Raw genomic sequence first — 21683 nt, forward strand, 5'->3', positions numbered from 1 at the left:
GGTCCCCTGTCCGGCGGCGGCGTTCAACACCGCCCGCTGCACCGGCTCGATCTCCATGCCAAGGTCACCGGCGAGCTTGCGGACGTACTCCGGGCGCTTCTCCCGGTCCTTGAGCCGGGCCACCAGCGGCGCGGCCCGGCGCATCGCCTCCACCCGGCCGTCGACGGTGTCCAGGTCGTACCGGTCGAGGATCTGGCGCAGCGCGAAGTCGACGAGCGGCTCGCGGCGGGCGACCAGGTCCCGCACCGCCAGGTCGCCCTTTGCCAGCCGCAGCTCGCACGGGTCCATGTTGTCCGGGCTGATCGCGATGAAGGTACGCCCGACGAAGCGCTGGTCGTCCTCGAAGGCCCGCAGTGCCGCCTTCTGCCCGGCGGCGTCGCCGTCGAAGGTGAAGATGATCTCGCCGGCCACCGAGTCGGTGTCCATCAGCAGCCGGCGCAACACCGAGATGTGGTCCGCGCCGAACGCCGTGCCGCAGGTCGCCACCGCCGTCGGCACCCCGGCCAGGTGGCAGGCCATCACGTCGGTGTACCCCTCGACGATCACCGCCCGCCCCTGCCGGGCGATCTCCCGCTTCGCCTGGGAGATGCCGTAGAGCACGTGCGACTTCTTGTAGATCGGCGTCTCCGGGGTGTTCAGGTATTTCGGGCCGTCGTCGTCGTCGAAGAGTCTGCGTGCGCCGAAGCCGATCACGTCGCCGGTCAGGTCCTTGATCGGCCAGAGCAGCCGGCGCCGGAACCTGTCGATCAACGAGCCGGACCGGGCCGGCTTGGCCAGCCCGGCGGTGACCAGTTCCTGCGCCGTGAAGCCCTGCTGCCGCAGGTGCCTGGTGAGCAGGTCCCAGCCGTCCGGGGCGAAGCCGCAGCCGTACGTCTGCGCCGCCGTACGGTCGAAGCCGCGCTGGGCCAGGAACTCCCGGGCCGGCCGGGCCCCGGCGGTGCCGAGCTGGCCGGCGTAGAACTCGGCGGCGGCGGTGTGCGCGGCGACCAGCCGCTGCTTCTGGCCCTGCTGCGGCCGGACCGGCGCCGGACCGGCCTCGATGTAGCGCAGTTGGAGGTTGGCCCGGTCGGCGAGCCGCTCGACCGACTCGACAAAGGTCAGGTGCTCGGCGTCCATCAGGAACTTGATCGCGTCCCCGCCGGCCCCACAACCATGACAAAAATAGACATTTCGGGCAGGGGCGACGGTGAACGACGGAGTCTTCTCGTCGTGGAACGGGCAGAGGCCCTTGAGGTTGCCGCCGCCGGCCGACCTCAGCGTGACGGTCTCGGAGATGATGTCGGCGATCGAGGTGCGCTCGCGTACCAGCGCGATGTCCTCGTCGCGGATCCGCCCGGCCACCGCCTCACCCCCTCGGCCCTACATCCTGCCCTGCCGGACCGACGTGCACGGCGAAGGGGTGGCGGTGCGCCGGAAGGGCACTGCCACCGGTGCAGACGCGGCGACTGCCGCCGACGGAGAGGCTGCGACAGGACTTCAGCCGACCGTCGCGGACTCCTCGGCCTCGACCTGCCGGTTCCAGTCGGCCTTGGCCGAGCGCCAGCTCTCGTCGTCGTCGCCGCGCCGCCAGTAGCCGGAGACGGAGAGCCGCTCCTTCGGCACCCGCAGCTCGGCGCGGAGCATCCGGCGCAGCTCCCGGACGAAGTACGCCTCGCCGTGCACGAAGGCGTGCATCCCGCCCGGCGGAAAGGTGGCCGCGCGTACCGCCTCGACCAGGGCCTCGCCGACGACCCGGCCGGCCCGGTGCACCCAGACGATCTCGGCGTCCGCCTTGGTGGCCAGGTGCTGCTCCTCGGCCGGGCCAGCGACCTCGACGAAGACCCGGGCGGGTACGCCGTGCGGCAGCCGCTCCAGCGCCGCGCCGATCGCCGGCAGGGCGCTCTCGTCGCCGACCAGCAGGTGCCAGTCGGCCAGCGGGTCCGGCGCGTACGCCCCGCCGGGCCCCCGGAACATCACCCGGTCGCCGGGGCGGGCGCCCGCCGCCCACGGGCCGGCCAGCCCCTCGTCGCCGTGGTAGACGAAGTCCAGGGTCAGCTCCCGGGCGGCCGCGTCCCAGGCCCGCACGGTGTAGGTGCGCAGCCGGGGCCACTGCTCGCGGGGCAGCTCGCGTCTGACCAGGTCGAGGTCGAGCGGGACCGGGTAGTCGACGCCGGCCGGCGGGAAGATCAATTTGACGTAGTGGTCGGCGTAGGTGTCGGCCGCGAACCCGGCCAGCCCGTCCCCGCCGAGCACCACCCGGATCATGTGCGGGGTGAGCCACGACGTGCGCAGTACGGTGGCATACCGGACTCCGGAACCGTTCGAACTTTCCGCCATTAGATTAGGCTAGCCTAAGTTGGCGGATCCCGCAGGCCGGGGTCCGTCGACCCGCCGGCCCGGGACGTAGGCTTGCGGCACGGATCACCCCTGACCGGCCGGTCGCCGACCCTCGGCCCGCCCGTGGGGGACGGCCACGTCTGGGGAGAGGTTATGGGCCAGGGCGTACACGTGCAGGAGCTGCCGGGCATCGGCAAGCGCTACGACATCGACCTCGGGCACGGCGGCACCCGCGTCTCGGTGGTGGTACGCCGGGACGGCACCCGCGATCTCTACGTCTTCACCTCCCGCTCGGACGAGCCCACCGCCGTTGTCGAACTCTCCGAGGAGCAGTCCCGCAAGGTCGGCGCCGTACTCGCCGGCACCTTCTTCGCCTGACGGCACACCCCGCCACGCCTGACATCACCCCGGGCCACCTACCGGACGCGACGCCACCCGATTGGAGACCCCATGCACGCCGACCTGATCGGGTTCGGCGCGATCGTCCTGGTCGCCGGCCTGCTGGCCCGGGCCGGCCGCCGGATCGGCCTGCCCAGCGTGCCGTTCTTCATGCTGACCGGGATCCTGCTCGGCCCGGCCACCCCCGGCCCGGTACTCGTCGCCCACCCCGAGGACCTGGCCCTGCTCGCCGCCATCGGCCTGGTGCTCCTGCTGTTCAACCTCGGCGTCGAGTTCCCGGTACGCCAGGTCTTCGGCAGCGGGAAGCGGCTCTTCATCGCCGCCGGCTGCGCTATCGGGCTGAACGTCGGAGCCGGCCTGGTGTTCGGCTTCGCCCTCGGCTGGGGCACCTCCGAGGCGTTCGTGATCGCCGGGGCGCTCGGCATCTCCTCCTCGGCGATCGCCACCAAGCTGCTCATCGAGCTGCGCCGGCTGGCCAACGCCGAGACCCCGATCATTCTCGGCATCATCGTGATCGAGGACCTCTTCCTCGCCCTCTACCTGGCGCTGCTCTCGCCGATCCTGGCCGGCGCCTCCACCCCGGCCGACATCGCGCTGCACATCGGGATGAGCTTCGGTTACCTGCTGCTGCTGGTCGCGGTGGCGAAGTGGGGCGCCCGGGCGATCGGCGCGCTGATCGGCAGTCGCGAGGACGAACTGCTGGCCATCGGGATGGTCGGGCTGGTGGTGCTGGTCGCCGGGCTCTCGGCGGAGGTGGGCGTCTCGGACGCGATCGGGGCGCTGATGATCGGCCTCGTCGTCGCCCGGACCGCCCTGCGGGAACGGGTCGAGCGACTGGTCCTGCCGCTGCGGGACGTCTTCGCCGCCGTCTTCTTCGTCGGCTTCGGGCTGAGCATCGACGTCGGGGCGCTCGGCTCGGTGGCCGTACCGGTGGCGATCGCGGTCGCGGTCACCATCCTGACGAACGTCAGCTCCGGCCTGATCACCAGCGGGCTCTTCGGGTTCAACCAGCGCGGAGCGGCGAACGTCGGGCTGACCATGCTGGGCCGGGGCGAGTTCTCGCTGATCCTGGCCACCCTGGCGCTGGGCGCCGGGCTGGACGGCCGGATCGGCCCGTTCGTCGCGCTCTACGTGCTGGTCCTGGCGGTACTCAGCCCGATGTTCGCGGCGCAGTCCCGCTACCTGGCCCGGATCATCCCGGACCAGCTGCTCCGGTCCCGCTTCCGGTACGTCCGCGAGGAGACCATGAGCACCGCCTGCACGCACCTCGACCGGATCCAGATCACCGAGACCGACGCCGACGCCTGCCAGGAGTGCGTGGACGCCGGAGAGGAGTGGGTGCACCTGCGGATGTGCCTGACCTGCGGCACGGTCGGCTGCTGCGACGACTCGCCGGGCCGGCACGCGACCGCGCACTTCTCCGGGACCGGACACCCGCTGATCCGCTCGCTCGAGCCGCGCGAGGACTGGCAGTACTGCTACGTCGACGGCGCGCTGGTGCGCGAGCCGATCGGCCCGAGAGAGCCGGTGGAATCCTGAGCCCCGGCCAACTGACGGCTGGCGACCAGCACCGTCAGGGGTTGGCCTGGGCCGGCAGCAGGTGGCTCACCTGCGGTATCCCGTCGGCGCACTCCAGTGCCCGCAGTTCGGCGGCCTGGTCCGCCTTGGTCAGCCGGCCGCCGTGCTGGCGCAGGTGTTCGTCCCAGGACGGCAGCTCGTAGACCTCCACGAACAGGTCCGCCGACTCGCCCTCCCGGAACAGGCCCCAGCGTGACGCGCCGGTGCGCTGCCGCGCAGCCCGGACCTCCTCCATCGCCGCGACGAACTCCTCCCGCCGCTCCTGGCGAACCGTGTACGTCAGCACCACGATCACCGGCCCGACGCTCGGGTCCGGCTCGTGCACCAGGTCGAGGTCGGGCCAGTGCGTCGCCGGGTCGTGCTCCACGGCCCGCAGGTCCGGCAGCGGCCACATCCGCACGGTAAGCGCGCCGAGGATCATCAGCACCGCGGCGACGAGGAACGCCAGGACCAGGCCGGCCACGTCGGCGCCGACACCCCAGACGAGCGCGCCGACCGCCTGCCCGCCCGCGAACACCACCTGGTAGACGGCGAGGCCGCGGGCGCGTACCCAGCCGGGGAGGAAGAGCTGCATCTCGGCGTTGAGGTTGGCCAGTACCGTCACCCAGGCCAGGCCGGCCGGGACCAGGGCGACCAGCACCACCGCCTCGACCGGAACCAGCGCCACCACCAGCATGGCCGCCCCGTAGGTGAGCCCGGCGGCCAGCAGGAAGAGGTTCGGCGGAAACCGGGACCGGACCCAGGGCAGCACCAGGCCGCCGACCACCGCCCCGGCACCGAGCGCGGCGAGCAGGATGCCGTACCCGCCGGCGCCGAGGCCGAGCCGCCGGTTGGCGATCAGCGGCAGCAGCGCCCAGAGCGCACTGCCGGGGACCAGGAAGAGCAGCGCCCGGAAGAGCAGCCGCTGCACGATCGGCGAGTGCCGGACGTACCGGCCGCCGGCCCGGAGCGCGGCGGTGAACCGTTCCGGCACCTCGACCGAGCGGGAGTTGCCGGGCTGCCAGCGGAGCAGGGTCAGCGCGAAGAAGAGGAAGGCCAGGGTGTTGAGGGCGAAGACCAGCGGTACCCCGAGGCTGGCGATCAGCAGCCCGGCCACCGCCGGGCCTACCGAGCGGGCCACGTTCACGCTTATCGAGCCGAGCCCGGAGGCGGACCGCAACAGGTCGCGCGGCACCAGGTCGGGGATGATCGCGGCCCAGGCCGGCAGGGTGAGCGCCTGCCCGACCCCGAAGGCGAAGGTGAGGGTGAGCAGCAGCGCCGGTGGCATCCGCCCGGTCACGGTGAGCAGGGTGAGCGCCACCCCCACCCCGACGATGAAGAACTGCACGGCGATCAGCAGCCGCCGCCGGTCGAGCGTGTCGGCCAGGGCGCCGGCCGGGAGGGCGAGCAGCAGGATCGGCAGGGTACTCGCGGTCTGCACCAGGGCGACCAGGGTGGAGGCGTTCCGCTCGTCGATCAGCAGCCACTGCGCGCCGACGGTCTGCATCCAGGTGCCGATGTTGGCGACGAGCATCGCCACCCAGAGGTTGCGGTAGGTCGCCACCCGCAGGGGCGCCCATGCCGAGGGTGGCGGCTCGGCGGACGCCGGCCCGGCGCTGACCATCGCCGGTCGGTCACCAACGCCCGTCGGCGCGGAGCACCCGCTGGCCGGAGACGTACAGGTCGTCGCCGCCGAGCAGCAGCAGCCGGACGACCTCGGTCGCCACCTGCGCCGGCTCGGCGTAGACCGTGTCGAGGAACTCGGCGCCGACCCGCTCCTGGAGCCTGGTGGGCATCGGGCCGGGGTGGATCTCCATCACCTTGATGCTGTTTGTGCCCTGCGCCTCGGCCAGCGACTCGACCAGGCTGGTGCCGAAGCTCTTCGTCGCCCGGTAGAGCGGGATGCCCGGCCGCGGCACGTCGGTGGCGAGCGCGCTGACGTAGACGATGTTGCCGTACCCCTGCTCGCGCATCCGCAGCAGCGCCTCGTGCAGCAGGTACGCCGTGCCGAGTACGTTCACCTCGACCGCCTGGCGGATCGTCTCCGGGGAGAGCTCCTCCAGCCGGCCGCCGGCCCAGATCGCCGCGCAGTGCGCCAGGCCGTCGATCGGGCCGTACCGGTCGACGACCTCCGCCAACGCGTCCCGGACCTGGTCGCTGCGGGACATGTCGCAGACGATGCCGTCGCAGCCCAGTTCGTCACGGGTCCGGGACACCTCCCCGGGTACGTTGCCGAGGATCACGACCCGGTGGTCGGCGGCGAGGATCCGGGCGACCTCCAGCCCGAGCCCGCTGGTGCCGCCGTCCACCACGAACGTCCTGGAATCCATGATCCACTCCGGTTCTCACCTCGACGACGCGGTCCTACCAAGGAGGTTTCCACCTGGGGCCGGCACGTGCGGCCATGATCGGCCAATCGGAGCCGGGCACGGCCACGACCCGCCTCGATCGGCCGGCGAATCCGGACACCGGGTCGGCTATCGGAACCAGCTCGTCCTGTCAGGTGGGGACCCGGCGCGGCAGCAGGTCGGTCCAGGTCAGTCCGGTCGGCGGGTCCGGGCGCAGAATTCGCTGGTTCGGGATTCCACCTCCGGCGGCGTTTCCCGCGACCCGGCCGGCCAGGCATCCGGGCGGCGACACCCTCACCTGGCGCCCATTCTGCGACCGCCTGCCGATACGGCATTTTCTTCGACCGCCTGCCGGTGCGGCATTTTCTTCGACCGCCTGCCGGTGCGGCATTCCCCGTTCGGCCGACCCGTGCCGGACCAACGACCTGACGCCTGCCACCTTCGGACACCTCCTGTCAGGTTGGCGTCAGGGAGCTTGACCGCCCACATTGGACTGATAAACCATTGACCTGGTCGACGATTCCCGTCCGGCGACCGACCCTGACGACGAGCAGCTACCGAAATGCTTTTCCCGGACACCTCCGGTGCGGGCAGATGCCAGATCCGCCATTCGTTTTCTTGCGAACCGCCCCGCCGGCAGCACGAATCCCGCCTCCGCCAGTCTCGCAACAGGAGCCTGATCTGATGGATCCCATCACCGTCGTGGTGACCGCTCTGGTGGCCGGTGCCGCGGCCGGGGTCTCCGGTGCCGCGTCGACGGCCGTCCAGGATGCCTACACCGGCCTGGTCGCCCTGGTGCGCCGCCGACTCGGCGGCGGCCACGGCGACGACGGTCCCGGCGCGGAGGTCGTGGACGCCTACCGTGCCGATCCGGTGGGCCAGTACGGCCGGCTGGTGGCCGAGTTGACCACGGCGGGTGCCGGTCACGACCGCGACCTGGCCGAGGCGGCGCTCCGGGTGCTCGCCCTGACCTTCCCGGCCAGCGGAGAGTCGGCCGCGCGATACAGCACGGACCTGCGCGGCGCCCAGGGTGTCTACCTGGGCGATCACGGCACCCAGACCAACACGTTCTCCTGACATGGCAGCTCGACCCGAGGGCGCCGCCGGGCCCGAGCCGACCGGCACGCATCCCGCACCCACCGGCACGCGACCCACAGCCGACACCACGCGACCCACACCCGACAGCACGCAGGCCGAGTCCGCCGGTACGCCGGCCGGGCCGGCAGGCGCGTCGCCGGAGCCGGACGGGCCGCGCCGGGGTGCCGGCGTGCCGGGGCAGCCGGGCCCGATCGACCTGCGGCACGCTCAGGGAGTGCTGATCGGCGACCACGGCCGGCAGCGCAACGTGTTCCGGCTGAACCTGCCCCGCAGCGTCCGGACAGCCCTGCTGAGCACCCTGGCGCTGGTCGTACTCGCCGGTGCCGGTGTGCTCACCGTTACCTGGGTACTCCCGCAGTTCGCGCCTACCTACAAGACCGAGTTCCTGATCGACACCACCGCGGCCGGCACCGCCGAGGGCGTCGCCACCATCGCCGACTCGCTCAGGAAGGTGGTCGACAACTCCGGTGACAGCGACGCGCTGGCGCTGCGCCGCTTCGGTGGCGAGTGCGGCGCGCAGGACAACACCAGCCAACTGGTCGGCTTCGGCACCGGCAACCGGCAGGAGATCACCGACGCGGTCGGCAGCATCGACCAGGGCGCCCGGGCGACGCTGCAGCGCGGCATCGTCGAGGCCGTCGCCGACTTCTCCAAGCCCTTCGCCCAGCGGGCCAAGCAGGTCAACCGGATCATCGTGGTCACCCGCAACGGCACCGACGCCTGTGACAGTGACACCGCGTTCGTCCAGCAGCAGATCAGCAGCCGGATCCGGGCCGCCGGCCTGGCCATCGAGTTCCGGATGATCGGCTACCAGGTGCGGGACGACCAGCAGGAGCAGCTCACCCGACTCGCCAGCGGTGCCGGCGCCCCGGATCCGATGTTCGTGGACACCCCCGGGCAACTGGACGCGGCCCTGGACTGGTTCACCAACATCGAGCCGGTACTCCGCAACGCCGAGGAGATCGTCGACATCCTCAACCCCACCGTCGAACAGGTCAACAGCGCGGTGGCGGCGGTCGGCACCGGACGGCTGGACACGGCCGAGCGCACCCTGGACCGGGCCCGCACCGCCATCGCGAGCACCGACACCGAGTTCGAGGACCTCCAGGGCAGGGCCAGGAACGCGACGGCCCGGGACATCCACGCCCGGGCGTCCCGGCTCCGCGCCCAGCAGCAACGGGTGGTGAAATCCGCCGACGAGCTGGTGCGAACCGCCCGGTCCGGCACACCGCTGGGATCGAAACACGCCGCCTTCGAGCGGGTCGCCACGGACTACAACAACGAGGTGCAGGCGATGAACGAGGCACTGGCCGCGCTCCGCGCCAAGGCTCCGAGGAGTACCCGATGAGCACCGTCCCCGACCGCCCGGGTGGACGTCGGCGGCGCTACCTGCTGCCGGTGGCGGTGGTTGTCGTCGCCGTGCTCGGGGTCGGTGCCTTCCTGGTGGTCCGCTCCATTCCGGAATACCGCACCGCGCTGCTCGTCGACACCTCGGTGGATCCGGAGGGCGGCGACTTCGCCGAGATCGCCGCCGCGGTGGGCGCCGCGGCGCAGAACTCCGCCGACGACGACGCGCTGTCGCTGCGCCGGTTCGGCGGTCGCTGCGCCGACGCCGGCAACACCGCGCAGGTGGTGGCGGTCGGCACCGGCCGGGCCTCGGAGATCGCCGGGGCGGTACGCGGGCTCACCCCGGACGGCCAGCCGACGCTGCTCGCCGGCATCCTCGCGGCGATCGACGACTTCGCCGACCCGTACCCCTTCCGGGGCAGCAAGGGCAACCGGATCGTGGTGGTCTCCCGGCACGGCGTCGACGGGTGCGACCCCGACCCCGCCAAGGTGGCCGCCGCGATCCGGGACCGGGTCGGCGAAGCCGGACTCGACCTCGACTTCAGGTTCGTCGGCTACCAGGTGCCGGCCGAGCAGCGCCCGGTGCTGACCCAGGTGGCCTCGGCCACCGGCGCGCCGGAGCCGACCTTCCCGGAAACCGCCGACGATCTCACCGCCGTGCTCAAGCAGTTCACCATCCCGCGCTCGCCCGACGCCGCTCCGGTGGCGATCCCCACCCCGGACCCCACCGCCGACTGGAAGCCGTACCGGAACGCCGGGCAGGCCTACTCGCTGCGCCATCCGCCCGAGTGGCTGGTGCAGGAGTGCGAGTCGAGCGTCTGGCTGGCGCACACCCCCGACCTGCTGCCCGGCTGCCTGGGCACCGACTTCTTCTTCTACCTCGTCTGGATCCGGGTCGACGAACCCGACCAGGCGTTCAGCGGGCCCTACGACGAGGAGAGCTTCGACGACATCGAGGTCCGGGACGTCACCGTCGGCGGCGTCGCCGGCAAGCGGCACTCCGCCGTCATGGTCGAGGATGAACTCAGCGGGCGGGGCATCGAGGGCAGCGTGGTCGTCCGGTACGTCCTGCCGGCCAACGGCCGGGTCTACACGATCGCCTACGAGAGCGCGCCGAAGCAGCCCGGCGCGGCAGACCTGCTGAAGAAGTTCGACCTGATGGTGACGGAGACGTTCACCTTCACCGGATGACGTGGTCGCGGCCAACCGGCAGCGGACGGCACGGTCGCGGTCAGCCGGTCGGGACGCGGTACAGGTCAGCCGGTCGGAACGCGGTCGCGGTCAGCCGGCGCCGAGCCGTTGGTGCCAGGCGACCGCCGCCGGGTCGGTGAGCGAGGCGACCTGGTCGACCACCACGCGAAGCCGGGCGGCGTCGTCCGGTGCCGCCTTCCACAGTGGCGCGAAGACCGGGTCGAGCGCGTCCGGTGCCCGGTTCAGCAGCGCCGTCACCAGCTCGGTCAGGATCTCCCGCTGCCGCTCGTACCACTGGCGGGCACCGGGGCGCCGCATCACGTAGCGCAGCGCCATCCCCTTGAGCAGCGCACACTCGGCGCGGATCCGCCGGGGTACGACGAGTTCGGCGGCGTACCGGCGCAGCGGGCCGGTGCCGTGCCGCCGCTCGGTCGCCTCGACCGCCGCCGCGACGAAGCGTCCGGTCAGCACGCTCGTGCTCGCCTTCAACGCGGCCAGCGCCCGGTGACTGCCGTCGTAGTCGCGCAGCGGGGCGAGCACCGGGTCGGCGAGCAGCCCGGAGAGCACCTCGGCGAGGTAGTCCGCCGACTCGGTCGAGTACCGTCCGGCGACGTCGGCGCAGAGTGCCGCCCGCTCGTCGGCGTCGCCCCGCAGCTGAACCAGGCGCAGCCGCAGGTAGCCGCCGTGGATGCCGTCCTCGACGTCGTGCACCGAGTACGCCACGTCGTCGGCCCAGTCCATCACCTGGGCCTCCAGGCAGCGTACGTCGCCGTCCGGGGCGCCCCGGCGCAGCCAGTCGAAGGTGTCGGCGTCGTCGGCGTACACCCCGAACTTGCGCTGCCCCGAACGGCGTGGCCACGGGTACTTGCAGACGGCGTCCAGGGCCGCCCGGGTCAGGTTGAGCCCGGCGGAGGTGCCGTCCGGACCGTACACCTTGGCTTCCAGCCGGGTCAGCACCCGCAACGTCTGCGCGTTGCCCTCGAAGCCGCCGCAGTCGGCGGTGAGCATGTCGAGCGCGGCCTCGCCGTTGTGCCCGAACGGCGGGTGCCCGAGGTCGTGCGCCAGCCCGGCCACGTCCACGATGTCGGGGTCGCAACCGAGCCGGCCGCCCATCTCACGGGCGATCTGGGCGACCTCCAGCGAGTGGGTGAGCCGGGTCCGGAGGAAGTCGTCGGTGCCGGCGGTGTGCACCTGGGTCTTCGCGGCCAGCCGCCGGAACGCCGCCGAGTGCAGCACCCGGGCGCGGTCCCGCTGGTACGGGCTCCGCCCGTAGCCGCTGTCCTTCGCCGGCTCGGCCACCCGGCGCTCCGCGTCGGGCTGACTGCGCACGTCACCGATCCTCACCCGGGCGACCCCGCCCCCGTCAACCCCGCTGGGCGAGTACGCAGAACTCGTTGCCCTCCGGGTCGGCCAGCACCGTCCAGCCCACGTCCGGCGTCTGCCCGACGTCGACGTGCCGGGCGCCCATGTTGACCAGCCGCTCGACCTCGGCCTCCCGGTCGGCCGGGCGCAGGTCGATGTGCAGCCGGTTCTTCGTCTCCTTGCCCTCCGGCACCGGCACGAAGACCAGGCCGGGCAGCGTCTCCGGGGTCCGGCGGATCTCGACCTCGTCCGGCAGCTCGTTGACGATCTGGTAGCCGAGTGCCTCGGCCCACCAGCGGGCGAGCCGGGCCGGATCGGCCGCGTCGACCACCAGGTTCTCCCACACGCTGCCCATGGGCCACACTCCGTCACTCGTCACGAGGGAAACGACGTTCGGGTGTCGATCAGGTTACGCCCGGGTTCCCGGCTCGGCGCGCCGTCGGACGCTCCGACACACTACGCGGTTGACCTGCGTCTGGATGCACAACAGCCGAACAGCCGAGAGTTGTCGCACGATTGCCGATCGTCACGGGACGACGCCGAGACCTTGCTCGGTGTAGCGTGCCGGAGTCGGTAGGTCACCGGACCGGAACCACCGACGGCGAGGGTGATCGGCGAGTAGCGGGCGGCGCTCCCCTCGACGCCCCGAACCAGGCGGGTCGGGCCGGACGAGCACCCGGCAGCGACTCCCGGAGGGCACCCGGCGACGTCGACCGGCAACGAGGCCACCGGCGGAAAAGCGACGGCACCGAGCAAAGTCCAGCGGCACGGACCAACGCCGAAGGAGAGTCACCAGTGAACACTGATGCCGCCCTGCTGGCCGAACTGCACCGGTTGCGGCGCGCCGTGCCGGAGATATCGGGTGCCCTGCTGGCCGCCGTGGACGGGCTGCTGATCGCCGGCGACCTGCCCGGGACAGATCCGCACCACGTCGCCGCCCTCTCGGCCGCCAACCTCGGCATCGGTGACCGCTTCGCCCAGCTGGTCGGGGACGGGCCGCTGCGGGAGTCGGTGGTCCGGGGCGCGGACGGCTGCGTGGTCGTCTATCCGGCCGGCGAGAACGGGATCCTGACCGTCGTCCATCCGGACACCGACCTGGCACGGCTGCACGCCGAGGCCCGGCAGGCCGCCCAGCGACTCGGCGCGCTCTGGGACGCCCTCCGACAGCCGACGGTGGCGACCGCGATCCCGCCGGCCACCGACCCGGACGCACCCCTGGCCACCCGTACTCCGATGGCCGCGCTTCCCGCCGGCCTCTGGTCCTCCCCCGGCGGCCGGCGCTCCCCCGGCCGGCAGTAGGGACCGCCGGACCGCCGGATGGCAGAACCAAAGTCGACGCCATGCGCGAGGTGCAGGTCGAAGAAGAGCGCCCGCCCTCGGGCCCGATCAACCGGAGCAGCGGCACATCGTCCCGGTCGATGACGGTGACCGGGCAGCTGTGGCTACGGGCTGCGACGGTCACCTCCAGGCCGATCCAGCGGGCCCCACCACCCGGCCGCGATCGGAGCACGCCGCAGCAGTACGTCGGCGTGCTCGACGGTCCGCAGGTAACTCGACCTGCGGCAGGTCAGCGTCGGGCACGTCGAGGGGTACGCACCCGGGAGCCGGTAGCCAGCAGCAGCTTCTCGTAGCGCAGCGGCTCGGCGCCCTCCAAGTTCAGCGTCCGCCCGCCGCATCGAGGGCGGTGGCGCAGCGCCTCCAGCAGCAGTTCGGTCCGGTGCTCGGCGTACCGGCTCGTACACGAACGCCTTTCTAAAAGATCGGTGCCGAGCAGGTGCCGTTTGGACAGTGGCGGTCGTTCGTACGGTGACTCGATTCCTCGCCGACCAGCACGATTCGACCGGTGAAGCCCTCGGCGCGAAGCCTCTCGGCCGCTTTCGCCCGGCCAGCGACGCGGCCACGATCACGAAGGTGGAGGCGCTCGGTTCGGTCCTGCCCGCCAGCCTTCCCGATCGACATCTTTGATCTCCCTGGTCGATCCGGACTTATCGCGTATGCGGCAACTGCTGCAGGTGTGATCACCACCGCCAAGCCGCCTGTCGGGCTGGTGTCGTCGGGCGTGGCGCCAACTCGTCAGCTACCCCGACGACTGGCCCCCAGCCGAGAGCGTCTCCCTACTTGAGGAGAAGCAAGGGGCAGCTCACGCGCAAGGATCCGATGGAAACCTCGTCGTTCGCATCGGCGACAGAAACATCGCCCACCGAGCGCGATCGAAGGAGAGCACTACCGCCTGCGCTTTTGAATCACGCACATAAACATGATTCTCGTCGATCGAAACCTCCACACACTCGCCCCCCGCACTGCGCGTGCTTTTATGCCAGACAAGTGGTTGCGTCGCCTTCAACACCAAGGTCTCCCCACATCCAGCGAGGCCCCCGATCCACCCGGTCACGCCCCGGGGACGATTCGAGTCGCCGCGCAGCCAGTCCAGGCTCGTCAACCACGAGCAATCAAAGTATAGACATTGTTATATATCGCGGCTACACCGCGCACGATCATAACGGCGAGAGGCTACTCGTATGGGCGACATGTCCAGTTATGCATGACGTTGGATGCTAGGATGCGACTGCCCCAGGCCCGCAGGCAGGATGAGGCACCGAACATTGCCTGGCCGCATGACGCGCGAGACGTGAGGAGTGATCCATGCCGAAAGACTCACGAGTCGCGGCCCCCCGTCCGTCGGAGAGCCCTCAGCGTGACGGCGACCAACCCAACATTATTCAGCAGCTGGCATACGTGCTCGTCATCGGGCCGATCGTCGTCGGGTTGTCCGCCGCGTCGGGTGAGGCTGCCGCCATGGTGGACAAAGATCTCTCCCAACCGACCGAGCTAACGATCGCTAGCATACTGATCCTCGTCGCAGGCCTCCTCATGCGGCTGGGACTCCGATGGTTGGTGCAACGCTTTCCGTCGAAACATCGTCCTGGTCAGCGTTGACACCCCACGACGGAGCCGGGACTGCAGCGTAGATACCACCGCGATCGCCGCCATGACGAGCGCGGCGGACAGCCAACGTCCCGGGTCGAGCCGCAGGTAGAACACCACCACGACCAGGCTCATCAACGGCGTAAGCACCAGTACCAACGCACGCCAGTCGAGGCGACTCCATGTCTTTCGCCGGACACCTCCGTCCAAGGCGAGCCGCTCGACGTTCCGGTTCGCGGCGGGATCGGGGACAGCCCGCCGTTCCACCTGCTCCTCTGACATGTGCGAGGAAGCCATCCTCGTCCCTCCGCGAACCGCTGTCTGGTCTTGTCAGGCCGTCGGAACCGGCTCGCTGTACGTTGCCGGCCCGGTGACGCTGCTGATCATCTCGTCCATGACGTCGTTGAACCTGGCCTTTGGCGTCGCCAGATCCTCAAGTTCGAAGAACATTTCGATGTAGGGGGTTACGCCCTCCTGGCCACTGATCGTCTCTCCTCGTCCGCTCTCCAGGTAGACCAGGTCATCATCGACCGCATCCGGAAAGTCCAGGATGGTAAACGCCCCCAGCATGCCGGGATGCTCGCCAGCTCCAAAGCGGACGATCTGAATATTGATATTGGGATGCTCCCCGAGCTGCTTGAGCCGCTCGAGTTGACGAGCCATGACGCCGCCCTTACCGACGGCGCGACGGACCACGGCTTCGTCCATGATGCAGAAGAGCTCGGGCGGGTCCTCTCGGGTGAGCAGTTCCTGACGCTCCATACGGGCTTGGACGAGCCGCTCGATATCCGCCTCGGACCGCGCCTTGGGCGAGTGGGCCCGAATGATCGCCCTCGCATACTCCTCGGTCTGCAGCAGACCTGGAATCACGAGTGGCTGGAACTGTCGGATCAACGATGCCGAACTTTCGTAACCCAGGTACGTAAGCAGAGCTGGACTCATGATGTCACGGTAAGACGCCCAAGTCTGACGCTTCGCCACCTTGGCCGTGTCCACCAGCGATTGCACTCGGTCGGGGTCGGTAACGCCGTAGTGCGCCAACAGAGCGGTCAGATCACTCACCGAGATACTCGACTCGCCGGTTTCGATGCGCAGCAGCTTCGACGGCGACCAATCCAACGCGAGCGCTACCTGTTTCTGAGTCAGCTTCAACGACTGCCGAAAGTCACGGAGCGCGACTCGAAGACGACGCCGCTGCACTTCAGGGTCAGCATTCTTGATCATGGGGGGACCTTCGTAGAGATCGACAAAAGCGCTGTACACCAACATGCTACGTGCAGTGTCGCTACCTCCAAAACAGGGGCTACCGTCCCTCAGGTGATCCAGCTCACGCAGGCGTAGGTTCAGACTGGACAAATATGACCTAAATGGACCTCTACCAATCCGTACGGTGAGCCTCCAATTTGCGAGGTAGCAGACTGTGATCCAGCATATTGGGAACCAGCAGACCGCGAGGTTGAGCGTGACACCGACAGGCGGTACCGTCCTCGGTATGGACACAAAGGAGAGCGCAGTGGACGTTGGCCCGCCGCTGCCCGCACTCCGACCCAGGGCGCGCTTCACTCCCACTGTTCTCGCTCTCGCGGCGGGAGGTGCGGCGGTCGGTCTCGCGATCAATCTGGCCCTGGCCATCGACGCACCGCTCGGCACCAGTTCGTGGGGGCGCACCCTTCTCCTACTGGTGGCCACAGCTATCGCCGCGGCTGTAGGCGCTCTCGCCACGCGCAGCCTAATCGTTACCCAGGACCTCGCCCGGCGGACGACGATCGGGCTCGAACGGGCGGCGAACACCCTGGCGGCCGCCTTCGGGGAGGTACCCAAACAGGGGCCCCGTCCGCAGAACGCCCGCCCGCAGCCCGACGCGATCGCGCTGCACGAGCGGCTTGACAGTTTCGGTCTCCAGCTCGACGCCTTGCGGCGATCCGGCAACCGCACCGCATGGTGGACCTTTGTCCTCGGCGCCGTGCTAGGTGTCCTGACACAGATCATGCTGGGCTAGTGTCCGTCGCTGCGGTGCGCCACCCGTGGTGTTGATGTCGGCCCAGGGGCAGCCGGTGCCGGGCACGCCCACCTGCTGAAGCTCACCGAGGATTACGTCCGCGACGTGATCCACGCGTTCAACGAGCGAGGGTTCGATGCGCTGTCCCCAACATGGAGAGGGGGCGCACTGAGACGGATCGATGAGCAGACCCGGGACTGGATCTGCGTCGTCGCACCTGCAAGATCACACATTTGCCGCGTCCGCTAGGGCGGGAACCGCACGAACCGTACGAGGTCCCGATGCGCCCGCCCGCTGGCCAAGCGCAATTTCCACCACTGTTCACCAGGTTTACAGACTGCCTGTTCGGCTCGGTATCGCCCATCGTCCGGATTTGACGAGGCACACGCATCAAGGTAGGCAAAAGTCATGGAAACCGCACGCGCGCCGTCCTGCGCGCAGAGTCCGGAAATAGCCGACATCGAGTCGGCGTGACGATGGGTAGAGCTATGACGACAGGTACCGTCAGGAAAAACCGTGGGCTGCGCGCCGCGCTGTCGGCATTAACCGCACTTCTGATGTTGCCGACACTTCTGGTGTTCTCCACGGGCCGACCAGCGTTCGGGCACGACGAGGCCCAGACAACCCGGATGTACGACAGCCTCGGCAACCCGCGCGGCAACTTCTCGTACGGCCATCACACGCACAGCCAGAACCGCTTCTCGCTCAGCGATTACACCGGGGACGGATATAACGTCAGCGTGGTGATAGACCGCAATGCGGGCGGTTCCTGGGTGCTCTTGAAGGCAATGTCGGCGAACAACGGGACCACCCATTTCGACACCTGCCTCGGTGGACAGATGAGGCTCACCCTGCAGACCTGGACAACAGACGACGGGTTGAGTTACACGGAGACGCTGTACTGGCTCACCACGGACTGCAACCACACCGCCTAGCGGTCCGCCGGGCCCGAGGGTGCACCGCGGTGGCCGGCGGGTGCCGGTCACCGCGGGAGGTGCCGCAGGCGTGCCGATCCGGCGGCGGCGCGGACCGATTCGTCGGGCAGGGCGCGCCGAACCAGCTGACAGCTCAGGTGGCGGGCGTCGGCGCGGACAGCCCGGCGTCGTAGCGGCGGCGGGACAGGTCGATGTCGGCGGCGTGCCGGTCGGCCCACCCGGTGATCCCGGCCAGCACCGGCAGCAGGCTCCGGCCCAGTTCCGTCAGCCGGTAGCCGACCCGTACCGGAACCGCCGGCTCGACGGTCCGGGCGACCAGGCCGTCGCGTTCCAGTCCACGCAGGGTCTGGGTGAGCATCTTCTGGCTCGCCCCGGCGATCGCCCGGGCCAGCTCGGCGGAGCGCCGGGGACCGTCGGCGAGTTCCTTGAACACCAGGGCGACCCACTTGTCGGCGAGTACCGCGATCACCCGCTGGGTCGGGCAGTTCGCCAGCCGTTCCCGGTGGTCGGCCCGGTTCCGCGCCCGGCGCTGCGTGGCGGTCTGGGTGGTCATCGGCTACCTCCGCGTACCTTGGGCACCGGAAGGTGCCTACTTCCGGGTCCTGCCCGCCGAACCTAGCTTTGGCGAAGGCGGCGTGACCAGCGGCCGCCGGACGACCCGGGACGGAGAGGCACGAATGGACACGATCGGAATTCTCGGCGCCGGCAACGTGGGCCGGGCGCTGGCGACCCGGCTACACGAGGCCGGCCACCAGGTACGGGTGGGAGTCCGCGATCCGGACCGTCCGCCGCCCTGGCTCGACGGCTCGGCCGGCGGGCCCCGCCGAACCGGCCTGGCGGAGGCGGCCTCGGCCGGGATCGTCGTGAACGCGCTGCCCGGCGCGGTGTCGGTGGCCGTGCTGCGCACCCTGCGCATGCCCCTGGCCGGCGCGGTACTCGTCGACGTCGCCAACGCGGTCGAGCCGGGCCCGGACGGCCTGGCCGGTGCACTGTGCTATCCGGACGGCAGCCTGGCCGAGGAGATCCAGCGGGCGCTGCCGGAGACCCGGGTCGTCAAGACGCTCAACACGGTCGGGCCGGCCGAGCTGATGACCGCTCCGACCAGCCTCGCGACACCGCTGTCGGTCTTCCTCTCCAGCGACGACCGGGCAGCGAAGGCGGTCACCGCCGGCCTGCTGGCTGAGCTTGACTGGCCGGCGGAGTGGATCGTCGACCTGGGTGCGCTGTCCACCGCATGGTGGCCGGAGAGCTTCGTGCTGATGGTCCGGCCGCTGGTGGCGGCGCTCGGACCGGTGCCGTTCGGCCTGGCGGTCGCCCGCTGACGACCACCGATCACCGAGACCTACCGGCGGCGAACGGGGCGTCGGGGCCGGCGGCAGGCGGGCGTCGAGCGCGTCAGCGGCCAGGCGTCGGTCCGGTGCCGGTGGGAGCGGCGTTGGTCCCACCGGCACCGGGCCGACGAGTCTGCGGCAGGGCGGCGGTCAGCGGCTGTCGGAGCCGGTCGACTCGACCACCGCGCGCCCGGCCTCCAGCCGGGCCACCGGCACCCGGAACGGGGAGCAGGAGACGTAGTCGAGGCCGACGGAGTGGAAGAAGTGCACCGACTCCGGGTCGCCGCCGTGCTCGCCGCAGACCCCGAGCTTGAGGCCGGGGCGGGCGGCCCGGCCCTCGTCGGTGGCGATCCGGACGAGCCGGCCGACCCCGTCGGCGTCGATCGACTCGAACGGCGAGATGCCGAAGATGCCGAGTTCCAGGTAGCGCCAGAAGAACGCGCCCTCCACGTCGTCCCGGGAGAAGCCCCAACCCATCTGGGTCAGGTCGTTGGTGCCGAAGGAGAAGAACTCGGCGGCCTCGGCGATCTGGCCGGCGGTCAGCGCGGCCCTGGGTACCTCGATCATGGTGCCGATCAGTACCTCGACCGCCTGCTCCCGGGTCACCTCCGCGATGATCTTCTCCGCTTCGGCGCGTACCGTCTCCAGTTCCTGCACCGCGCCGACCAGCGGGACCATGATCTCCGGCTTCGGGGTGCCGCCGGCCCTGGCCAGCTCCACCGCCGCCTCGACGATCGCCCGGACCTGCATGGCGAACAGCCCCGGGATGACCAGGCCGAGCCGGACGCCGCGCAGGCCCAGCATCGGGTTCTGCTCGTGCATCCGGCGAACGGCACTGAGCAGCGCCTCGTCCCGGGCCGCGTCCTCGCCGCGCTCGTGCGCGACCGCGACGTGCACCGCCAGCTCCTCGAGCGAGGGCAGGAACTCGTGCAGCGGCGGGTCGATCAGCCGGACGGTGACCGGCTGGCCGTCCATCGCCCGGAGGACCTCGACGAAGTCGGCCCGCTGCAACGGCAGCAGTTCGGCAAGCGCCGCCCGCCGCTCGTCGTCGGTGCGGGCCAGGATCAGCCGCTCGACGAGCGCGCGCCGGTCACCGAGGAACATGTGCTCGGTGCGGCACAGGCCGATCCCCTCTGCGCCGAACCGCCGGGCCCGGGCCGCGTCCTCGCCGGTGTCGGCGTTCGCCCGCACGCCCAGCCGCCGCTTGGCGTCGGCGTGCGCCATGATCCGGTGTACGGCGGCCACCAGCGGATCCTCCGTGGTCCCGCCGTCGACGCTGCCCTCGAAGTAGCGCACCACCTCGGAGGGCCAGACCGGTACCTCGCCGAGGTAGACCTTGCCGGTGGTGCCGTCGATCGACACGACCTCCCCCTCGGCGACGGTCCGCCCGTGCACGGTGAACTTCCGGGCCCGGACGTCCACGTCGATCGCGTCGGCGCCGCAGACGCAGGTCTTGCCCATCCCCCGGGCCACCACGGCGGCGTGGCTGGTCTTGCCGCCACGCGAGGTGAGGATGCCGCGCGAGGCGATCATGCCTGGCAGGTCGTCCGGGTTGGTCTCCCGGCGGACCAGGATGACGTCCTCGCCGGCCTCGGCCAGCTCGACCGCCCGCTTCCCCTCGAAGACCACCTTGCCGACGGCGGCGCCCGGCGAGGCGCCGATGCCCCCGGCCAGCGGGGCCGGGGCGTCGTCGAGCCTGAACCGGGGGAACATCAGCTGGGCGAGCTGGGCACCGTTGACCCGGTGCAGCGCCTCGTCCAGGTCGATCAGGCCCTCGTCGACGAGCTGGGCGGCGATCACGAACGCCGCCGCGGCGGTCCGCTTGCCCACCCGGGTCTGCAACATCCAGAGCTTGCCGCGCTCGATGGTGAACTCGATGTCGCAGAGGTCGCGGTAGTGCTCCTCCAGTTTGGCCATGATGGCCAGCAGCTCGTCGTACGCCGGCTTGTTCAGCTCTTCGAGCTGTTGCAGCGGTACGGTGTTGCGGATCCCGGCCACCACGTCCTCGCCCTGGGCGTTGGCCAGGTAGTCGCCGTAGATGCCCTGCGATCCGCTGGCCGGGTCGCGGGTGAACGCCACCCCGGTGCCGGAGTCCGGGCCGAGGTTGCCGAAGACCATCGCCACGACGTTGACCGCGGTGCCGAGGTCGGCCGGGATCCGCTCCTGCCGGCGGTAGAGCACGGCCCGCTCGGCGTTCCACGACTCGAAGACCGCGTTGATGGCGAGGGCGAGCTGCTCCCGGGGCGGTTGCGGGAAGTCCCGTCCGGTGTGCTTGCGGAAGATCGTCTTGTACGCGTCGACGAGCGCCCGCAGGTCGCCCGCGTCGAGGTCCAGGTCGTTCTCGGTACCCCTGGCCCGTTTGGCGTCGTCGAGCGCGTGCTCGAAGTCCTCGCCCGGCACGTCGCAGACGGTCTTGCCGAACATCTGGATCAGCCGGCGGTAGGAGTCCCAGGCGAACCGCTCGTTGCCGCCGGCCTGGGCGGCCAGCCCGGCCACGCTGGCGTCGTTGAGCCCGACGTTGAGCACCGTCTCCATCATCCCGGGCATCGAGAACCTGGCCCCGGAGCGGACCGAGACCAGCAGCGGGTCGGCCGGGTCGCCGAGCCGTTTGCCCATCGACTCCTCCAGCGCGGCCAGGTGCGCGTCGATCTCGTCGGCCAGTCCGTCGGGCTGGTTTCCGGTGCTGAGGTACGCCTGGCATGCCTCGGTGCTGATGGTGAACCCGGGTGGTACGGGCAGTCCGAGGTTCGTCATCTCGGCGAGGTTCGCGCCCTTGCCGCCGAGCAGTTCCTTGAGATCCTTGTTGCCCTCGGTGAAGTCGTAGACGTACTTGCGTCCCGCCGTCTTGCGTCCCGCCGTCTGCTGAGCTGTCAAC

Annotated in this window: 20 protein-coding genes and 1 pseudogene; 10 read left to right on the forward strand and 11 right to left on the reverse strand. The window is 70.5% G+C overall.

Annotation, left to right across the window (positions count from 1 at the left end; translation table 11 throughout):
• Nucleotides 1-14: 14 nt before the first annotated feature.
• A pseudogene (dnaG, locus tag ACN28A_RS04765) lies at nt 15-1341 on the reverse strand (DNA primase); the annotation flags it as partial.
• Between the two features lie 135 nt (nt 1342-1476).
• Entirely contained in the window at nt 1477-2316 is an 840-nt protein-coding gene (locus ACN28A_RS04770; RefSeq protein WP_421392709.1) for a siderophore-interacting protein, read from the reverse strand.
• 153 nt (nt 2317-2469) lie between these two features.
• Here ACN28A_RS04770 and ACN28A_RS04775 point away from each other — a divergent pair, with 153 nt between their 5' ends.
• A complete protein-coding gene (locus ACN28A_RS04775) occupies nt 2470-2694 on the forward strand; it encodes a potassium transporter TrkA (protein ID WP_421392711.1) in 225 nt (74 codons plus the stop codon).
• 72 nt (nt 2695-2766) lie between these two features.
• Nucleotides 2767-4254 carry a cation:proton antiporter gene (locus ACN28A_RS04780; protein ID WP_421392714.1) on the forward strand — a complete coding sequence of 496 codons (1488 nt, stop codon included), beginning with the start codon at nt 2767-2769 and terminating at the stop codon, nt 4252-4254.
• Between the two features lie 34 nt (nt 4255-4288).
• Here ACN28A_RS04780 and ACN28A_RS04785 read toward each other — a convergent pair whose 3' ends face one another.
• Nucleotides 4289-5896 carry an MFS transporter gene (locus ACN28A_RS04785; protein WP_421392717.1) on the reverse strand — a complete coding sequence of 536 codons (1608 nt, stop codon included), beginning with the start codon at nt 5894-5896 and terminating at the stop codon, nt 4289-4291.
• Between the two features lie 10 nt (nt 5897-5906).
• Nucleotides 5907-6602: an SDR family NAD(P)-dependent oxidoreductase gene (locus ACN28A_RS04790; protein ID WP_421392720.1), complete on the reverse strand. Its 696-nt coding sequence runs from the start codon at nt 6600-6602 to the stop codon at nt 5907-5909.
• 702 nt (nt 6603-7304) lie between these two features.
• Here ACN28A_RS04790 and ACN28A_RS04795 point away from each other — a divergent pair.
• The 3 genes from ACN28A_RS04795 to ACN28A_RS04805 are packed head-to-tail and all read left to right on the forward strand — an operon-like array spanning nt 7305 to nt 10256.
• Nucleotides 7305-7697, forward strand: coding sequence for a hypothetical protein (locus ACN28A_RS04795; protein ID WP_421392722.1), 393 nt, complete (start codon nt 7305-7307; stop codon nt 7695-7697).
• 1 nt (nt 7698) lies between these two features.
• A complete protein-coding gene (locus ACN28A_RS04800) occupies nt 7699-9066 on the forward strand; it encodes a hypothetical protein (RefSeq protein WP_421392725.1) in 1368 nt (455 codons plus the stop codon).
• Nucleotides 9063-10256, forward strand: coding sequence for a hypothetical protein (locus ACN28A_RS04805; RefSeq protein ID WP_421392727.1), 1194 nt, complete (start codon nt 9063-9065; stop codon nt 10254-10256). The genes ACN28A_RS04800 and ACN28A_RS04805 overlap by 4 nt, the downstream gene beginning before the upstream one ends.
• Nucleotides 10257-10346: 90 nt before the next feature.
• On the opposite strand, the gene ACN28A_RS04810 is transcribed toward ACN28A_RS04805, so the two are convergent.
• Together ACN28A_RS04810 and ACN28A_RS04815 are read right to left on the reverse strand one after the other, a co-directional pair.
• Complete coding sequence (locus ACN28A_RS04810) at nt 10347-11585, reverse strand: deoxyguanosinetriphosphate triphosphohydrolase (protein WP_421392730.1); 1239 nt, start codon at nt 11583-11585, stop codon at nt 10347-10349.
• 34 nt (nt 11586-11619) lie between these two features.
• The gene (locus tag ACN28A_RS04815) at nt 11620-11973 is read right to left on the reverse strand and encodes a VOC family protein (protein WP_421392732.1); all 354 of its coding nucleotides are present in this window, start codon (nt 11971-11973) and stop codon (nt 11620-11622) included.
• A 440-nt stretch (nt 11974-12413) separates the two neighbouring features.
• Between ACN28A_RS04815 and ACN28A_RS04820 the strand changes: the two genes are divergently transcribed.
• Together ACN28A_RS04820 and ACN28A_RS04825 are read left to right on the forward strand one after the other, a co-directional pair.
• Nucleotides 12414-12917 carry a roadblock/LC7 domain-containing protein gene (locus ACN28A_RS04820; protein ID WP_421392734.1) on the forward strand — a complete coding sequence of 168 codons (504 nt, stop codon included), beginning with the start codon at nt 12414-12416 and terminating at the stop codon, nt 12915-12917.
• Between the two features lie 489 nt (nt 12918-13406).
• A complete protein-coding gene (locus ACN28A_RS04825) occupies nt 13407-13583 on the forward strand; it encodes a hypothetical protein (protein WP_421392736.1) in 177 nt (58 codons plus the stop codon).
• 175 nt (nt 13584-13758) lie between these two features.
• On the opposite strand, the gene ACN28A_RS04830 is transcribed toward ACN28A_RS04825, so the two are convergent.
• The 3 genes from ACN28A_RS04830 to ACN28A_RS04840 form a co-directional block, all read right to left on the reverse strand.
• On the reverse strand, nt 13759-14010 hold the full coding sequence (locus ACN28A_RS04830) for a DUF397 domain-containing protein (RefSeq protein WP_421392738.1): 252 nt from the start codon (nt 14008-14010) through the stop codon (nt 13759-13761).
• Nucleotides 14011-14447: 437 nt separating this feature from the next.
• Complete coding sequence (locus tag ACN28A_RS04835; RefSeq protein ID WP_421392741.1) at nt 14448-14825, reverse strand: hypothetical protein; 378 nt, start codon at nt 14823-14825, stop codon at nt 14448-14450.
• 48 nt (nt 14826-14873) lie between these two features.
• Nucleotides 14874-15812, reverse strand: coding sequence for a helix-turn-helix domain-containing protein (locus ACN28A_RS04840; RefSeq protein ID WP_421392744.1), 939 nt, complete (start codon nt 15810-15812; stop codon nt 14874-14876).
• 223 nt (nt 15813-16035) lie between these two features.
• On the opposite strand from ACN28A_RS04840, the gene ACN28A_RS04845 reads away from it, so the two are divergent.
• Nucleotides 16036-16542 carry a hypothetical protein gene (locus ACN28A_RS04845; protein ID WP_421392747.1) on the forward strand — a complete coding sequence of 169 codons (507 nt, stop codon included), beginning with the start codon at nt 16036-16038 and terminating at the stop codon, nt 16540-16542.
• Nucleotides 16543-17030: 488 nt separating this feature from the next.
• The gene (locus ACN28A_RS04850) at nt 17031-17477 is read left to right on the forward strand and encodes a hypothetical protein (protein ID WP_421392750.1); all 447 of its coding nucleotides are present in this window, start codon (nt 17031-17033) and stop codon (nt 17475-17477) included.
• Between the two features lie 133 nt (nt 17478-17610).
• On the opposite strand, the gene ACN28A_RS04855 is transcribed toward ACN28A_RS04850, so the two are convergent.
• The gene (locus ACN28A_RS04855; protein ID WP_421392753.1) at nt 17611-18030 is read right to left on the reverse strand and encodes a winged helix-turn-helix transcriptional regulator; all 420 of its coding nucleotides are present in this window, start codon (nt 18028-18030) and stop codon (nt 17611-17613) included.
• Nucleotides 18031-18154: 124 nt separating this feature from the next.
• On the opposite strand from ACN28A_RS04855, the gene ACN28A_RS04860 reads away from it, so the two are divergent.
• Complete coding sequence (locus ACN28A_RS04860; protein ID WP_421392756.1) at nt 18155-18799, forward strand: NADPH-dependent F420 reductase; 645 nt, start codon at nt 18155-18157, stop codon at nt 18797-18799.
• 159 nt (nt 18800-18958) lie between these two features.
• Here ACN28A_RS04860 and ppdK read toward each other — a convergent pair whose 3' ends face one another.
• Complete coding sequence (gene ppdK / locus ACN28A_RS04865; RefSeq protein ID WP_421392757.1) at nt 18959-21682, reverse strand: pyruvate, phosphate dikinase; 2724 nt, start codon at nt 21680-21682, stop codon at nt 18959-18961.
• Between the last annotated feature and the right edge of the window lies 1 nt (nt 21683).

The sequence above is a fragment of the Plantactinospora sp. WMMB782 genome, from assembly GCF_049179135.1.
In the GTDB taxonomy this organism is placed as follows: Bacteria; Actinomycetota; Actinomycetes; order Mycobacteriales; family Micromonosporaceae; genus Plantactinospora.

Bases quoted from the DNA above. Each gene is read 5' to 3' on its own strand.
- ACN28A_RS04770 (WP_421392709.1), bottom strand. From the start codon at position 2,316: ATGGCGGAAAGTTCGAACGGTTCCGGAGTCCGGTATGCCACCGTACTG.
- ACN28A_RS04775 (WP_421392711.1), top strand. From the start codon at position 2,470: ATGGGCCAGGGCGTACACGTGCAGGAGCTGCCGGGCATCGGCAAGCGC.
- ACN28A_RS04780 (WP_421392714.1), top strand. From the start codon at position 2,767: ATGCACGCCGACCTGATCGGGTTCGGCGCGATCGTCCTGGTCGCCGGC.
- ACN28A_RS04785 (WP_421392717.1), bottom strand. From the start codon at position 5,896: ATGGTCAGCGCCGGGCCGGCGTCCGCCGAGCCGCCACCCTCGGCATGG.
- ACN28A_RS04790 (WP_421392720.1), bottom strand. From the start codon at position 6,602: ATGGATTCCAGGACGTTCGTGGTGGACGGCGGCACCAGCGGGCTCGGG.
- ACN28A_RS04795 (WP_421392722.1), top strand. From the start codon at position 7,305: ATGGATCCCATCACCGTCGTGGTGACCGCTCTGGTGGCCGGTGCCGCG.
- ACN28A_RS04800 (WP_421392725.1), top strand. From the start codon at position 7,699: ATGGCAGCTCGACCCGAGGGCGCCGCCGGGCCCGAGCCGACCGGCACG.
- ACN28A_RS04805 (WP_421392727.1), top strand. From the start codon at position 9,063: ATGAGCACCGTCCCCGACCGCCCGGGTGGACGTCGGCGGCGCTACCTG.
- ACN28A_RS04815 (WP_421392732.1), bottom strand. From the start codon at position 11,973: ATGGGCAGCGTGTGGGAGAACCTGGTGGTCGACGCGGCCGATCCGGCC.
- ACN28A_RS04835 (WP_421392741.1), bottom strand. From the start codon at position 14,825: ATGTCAGAGGAGCAGGTGGAACGGCGGGCTGTCCCCGATCCCGCCGCG.
- ACN28A_RS04840 (WP_421392744.1), bottom strand. From the start codon at position 15,812: ATGTTGGTGTACAGCGCTTTTGTCGATCTCTACGAAGGTCCCCCCATG.
- ACN28A_RS04845 (WP_421392747.1), top strand. From the start codon at position 16,036: ATGGACACAAAGGAGAGCGCAGTGGACGTTGGCCCGCCGCTGCCCGCA.
- ACN28A_RS04850 (WP_421392750.1), top strand. From the start codon at position 17,031: ATGACGACAGGTACCGTCAGGAAAAACCGTGGGCTGCGCGCCGCGCTG.
- ACN28A_RS04855 (WP_421392753.1), bottom strand. From the start codon at position 18,030: ATGACCACCCAGACCGCCACGCAGCGCCGGGCGCGGAACCGGGCCGAC.
- ACN28A_RS04860 (WP_421392756.1), top strand. From the start codon at position 18,155: ATGGACACGATCGGAATTCTCGGCGCCGGCAACGTGGGCCGGGCGCTG.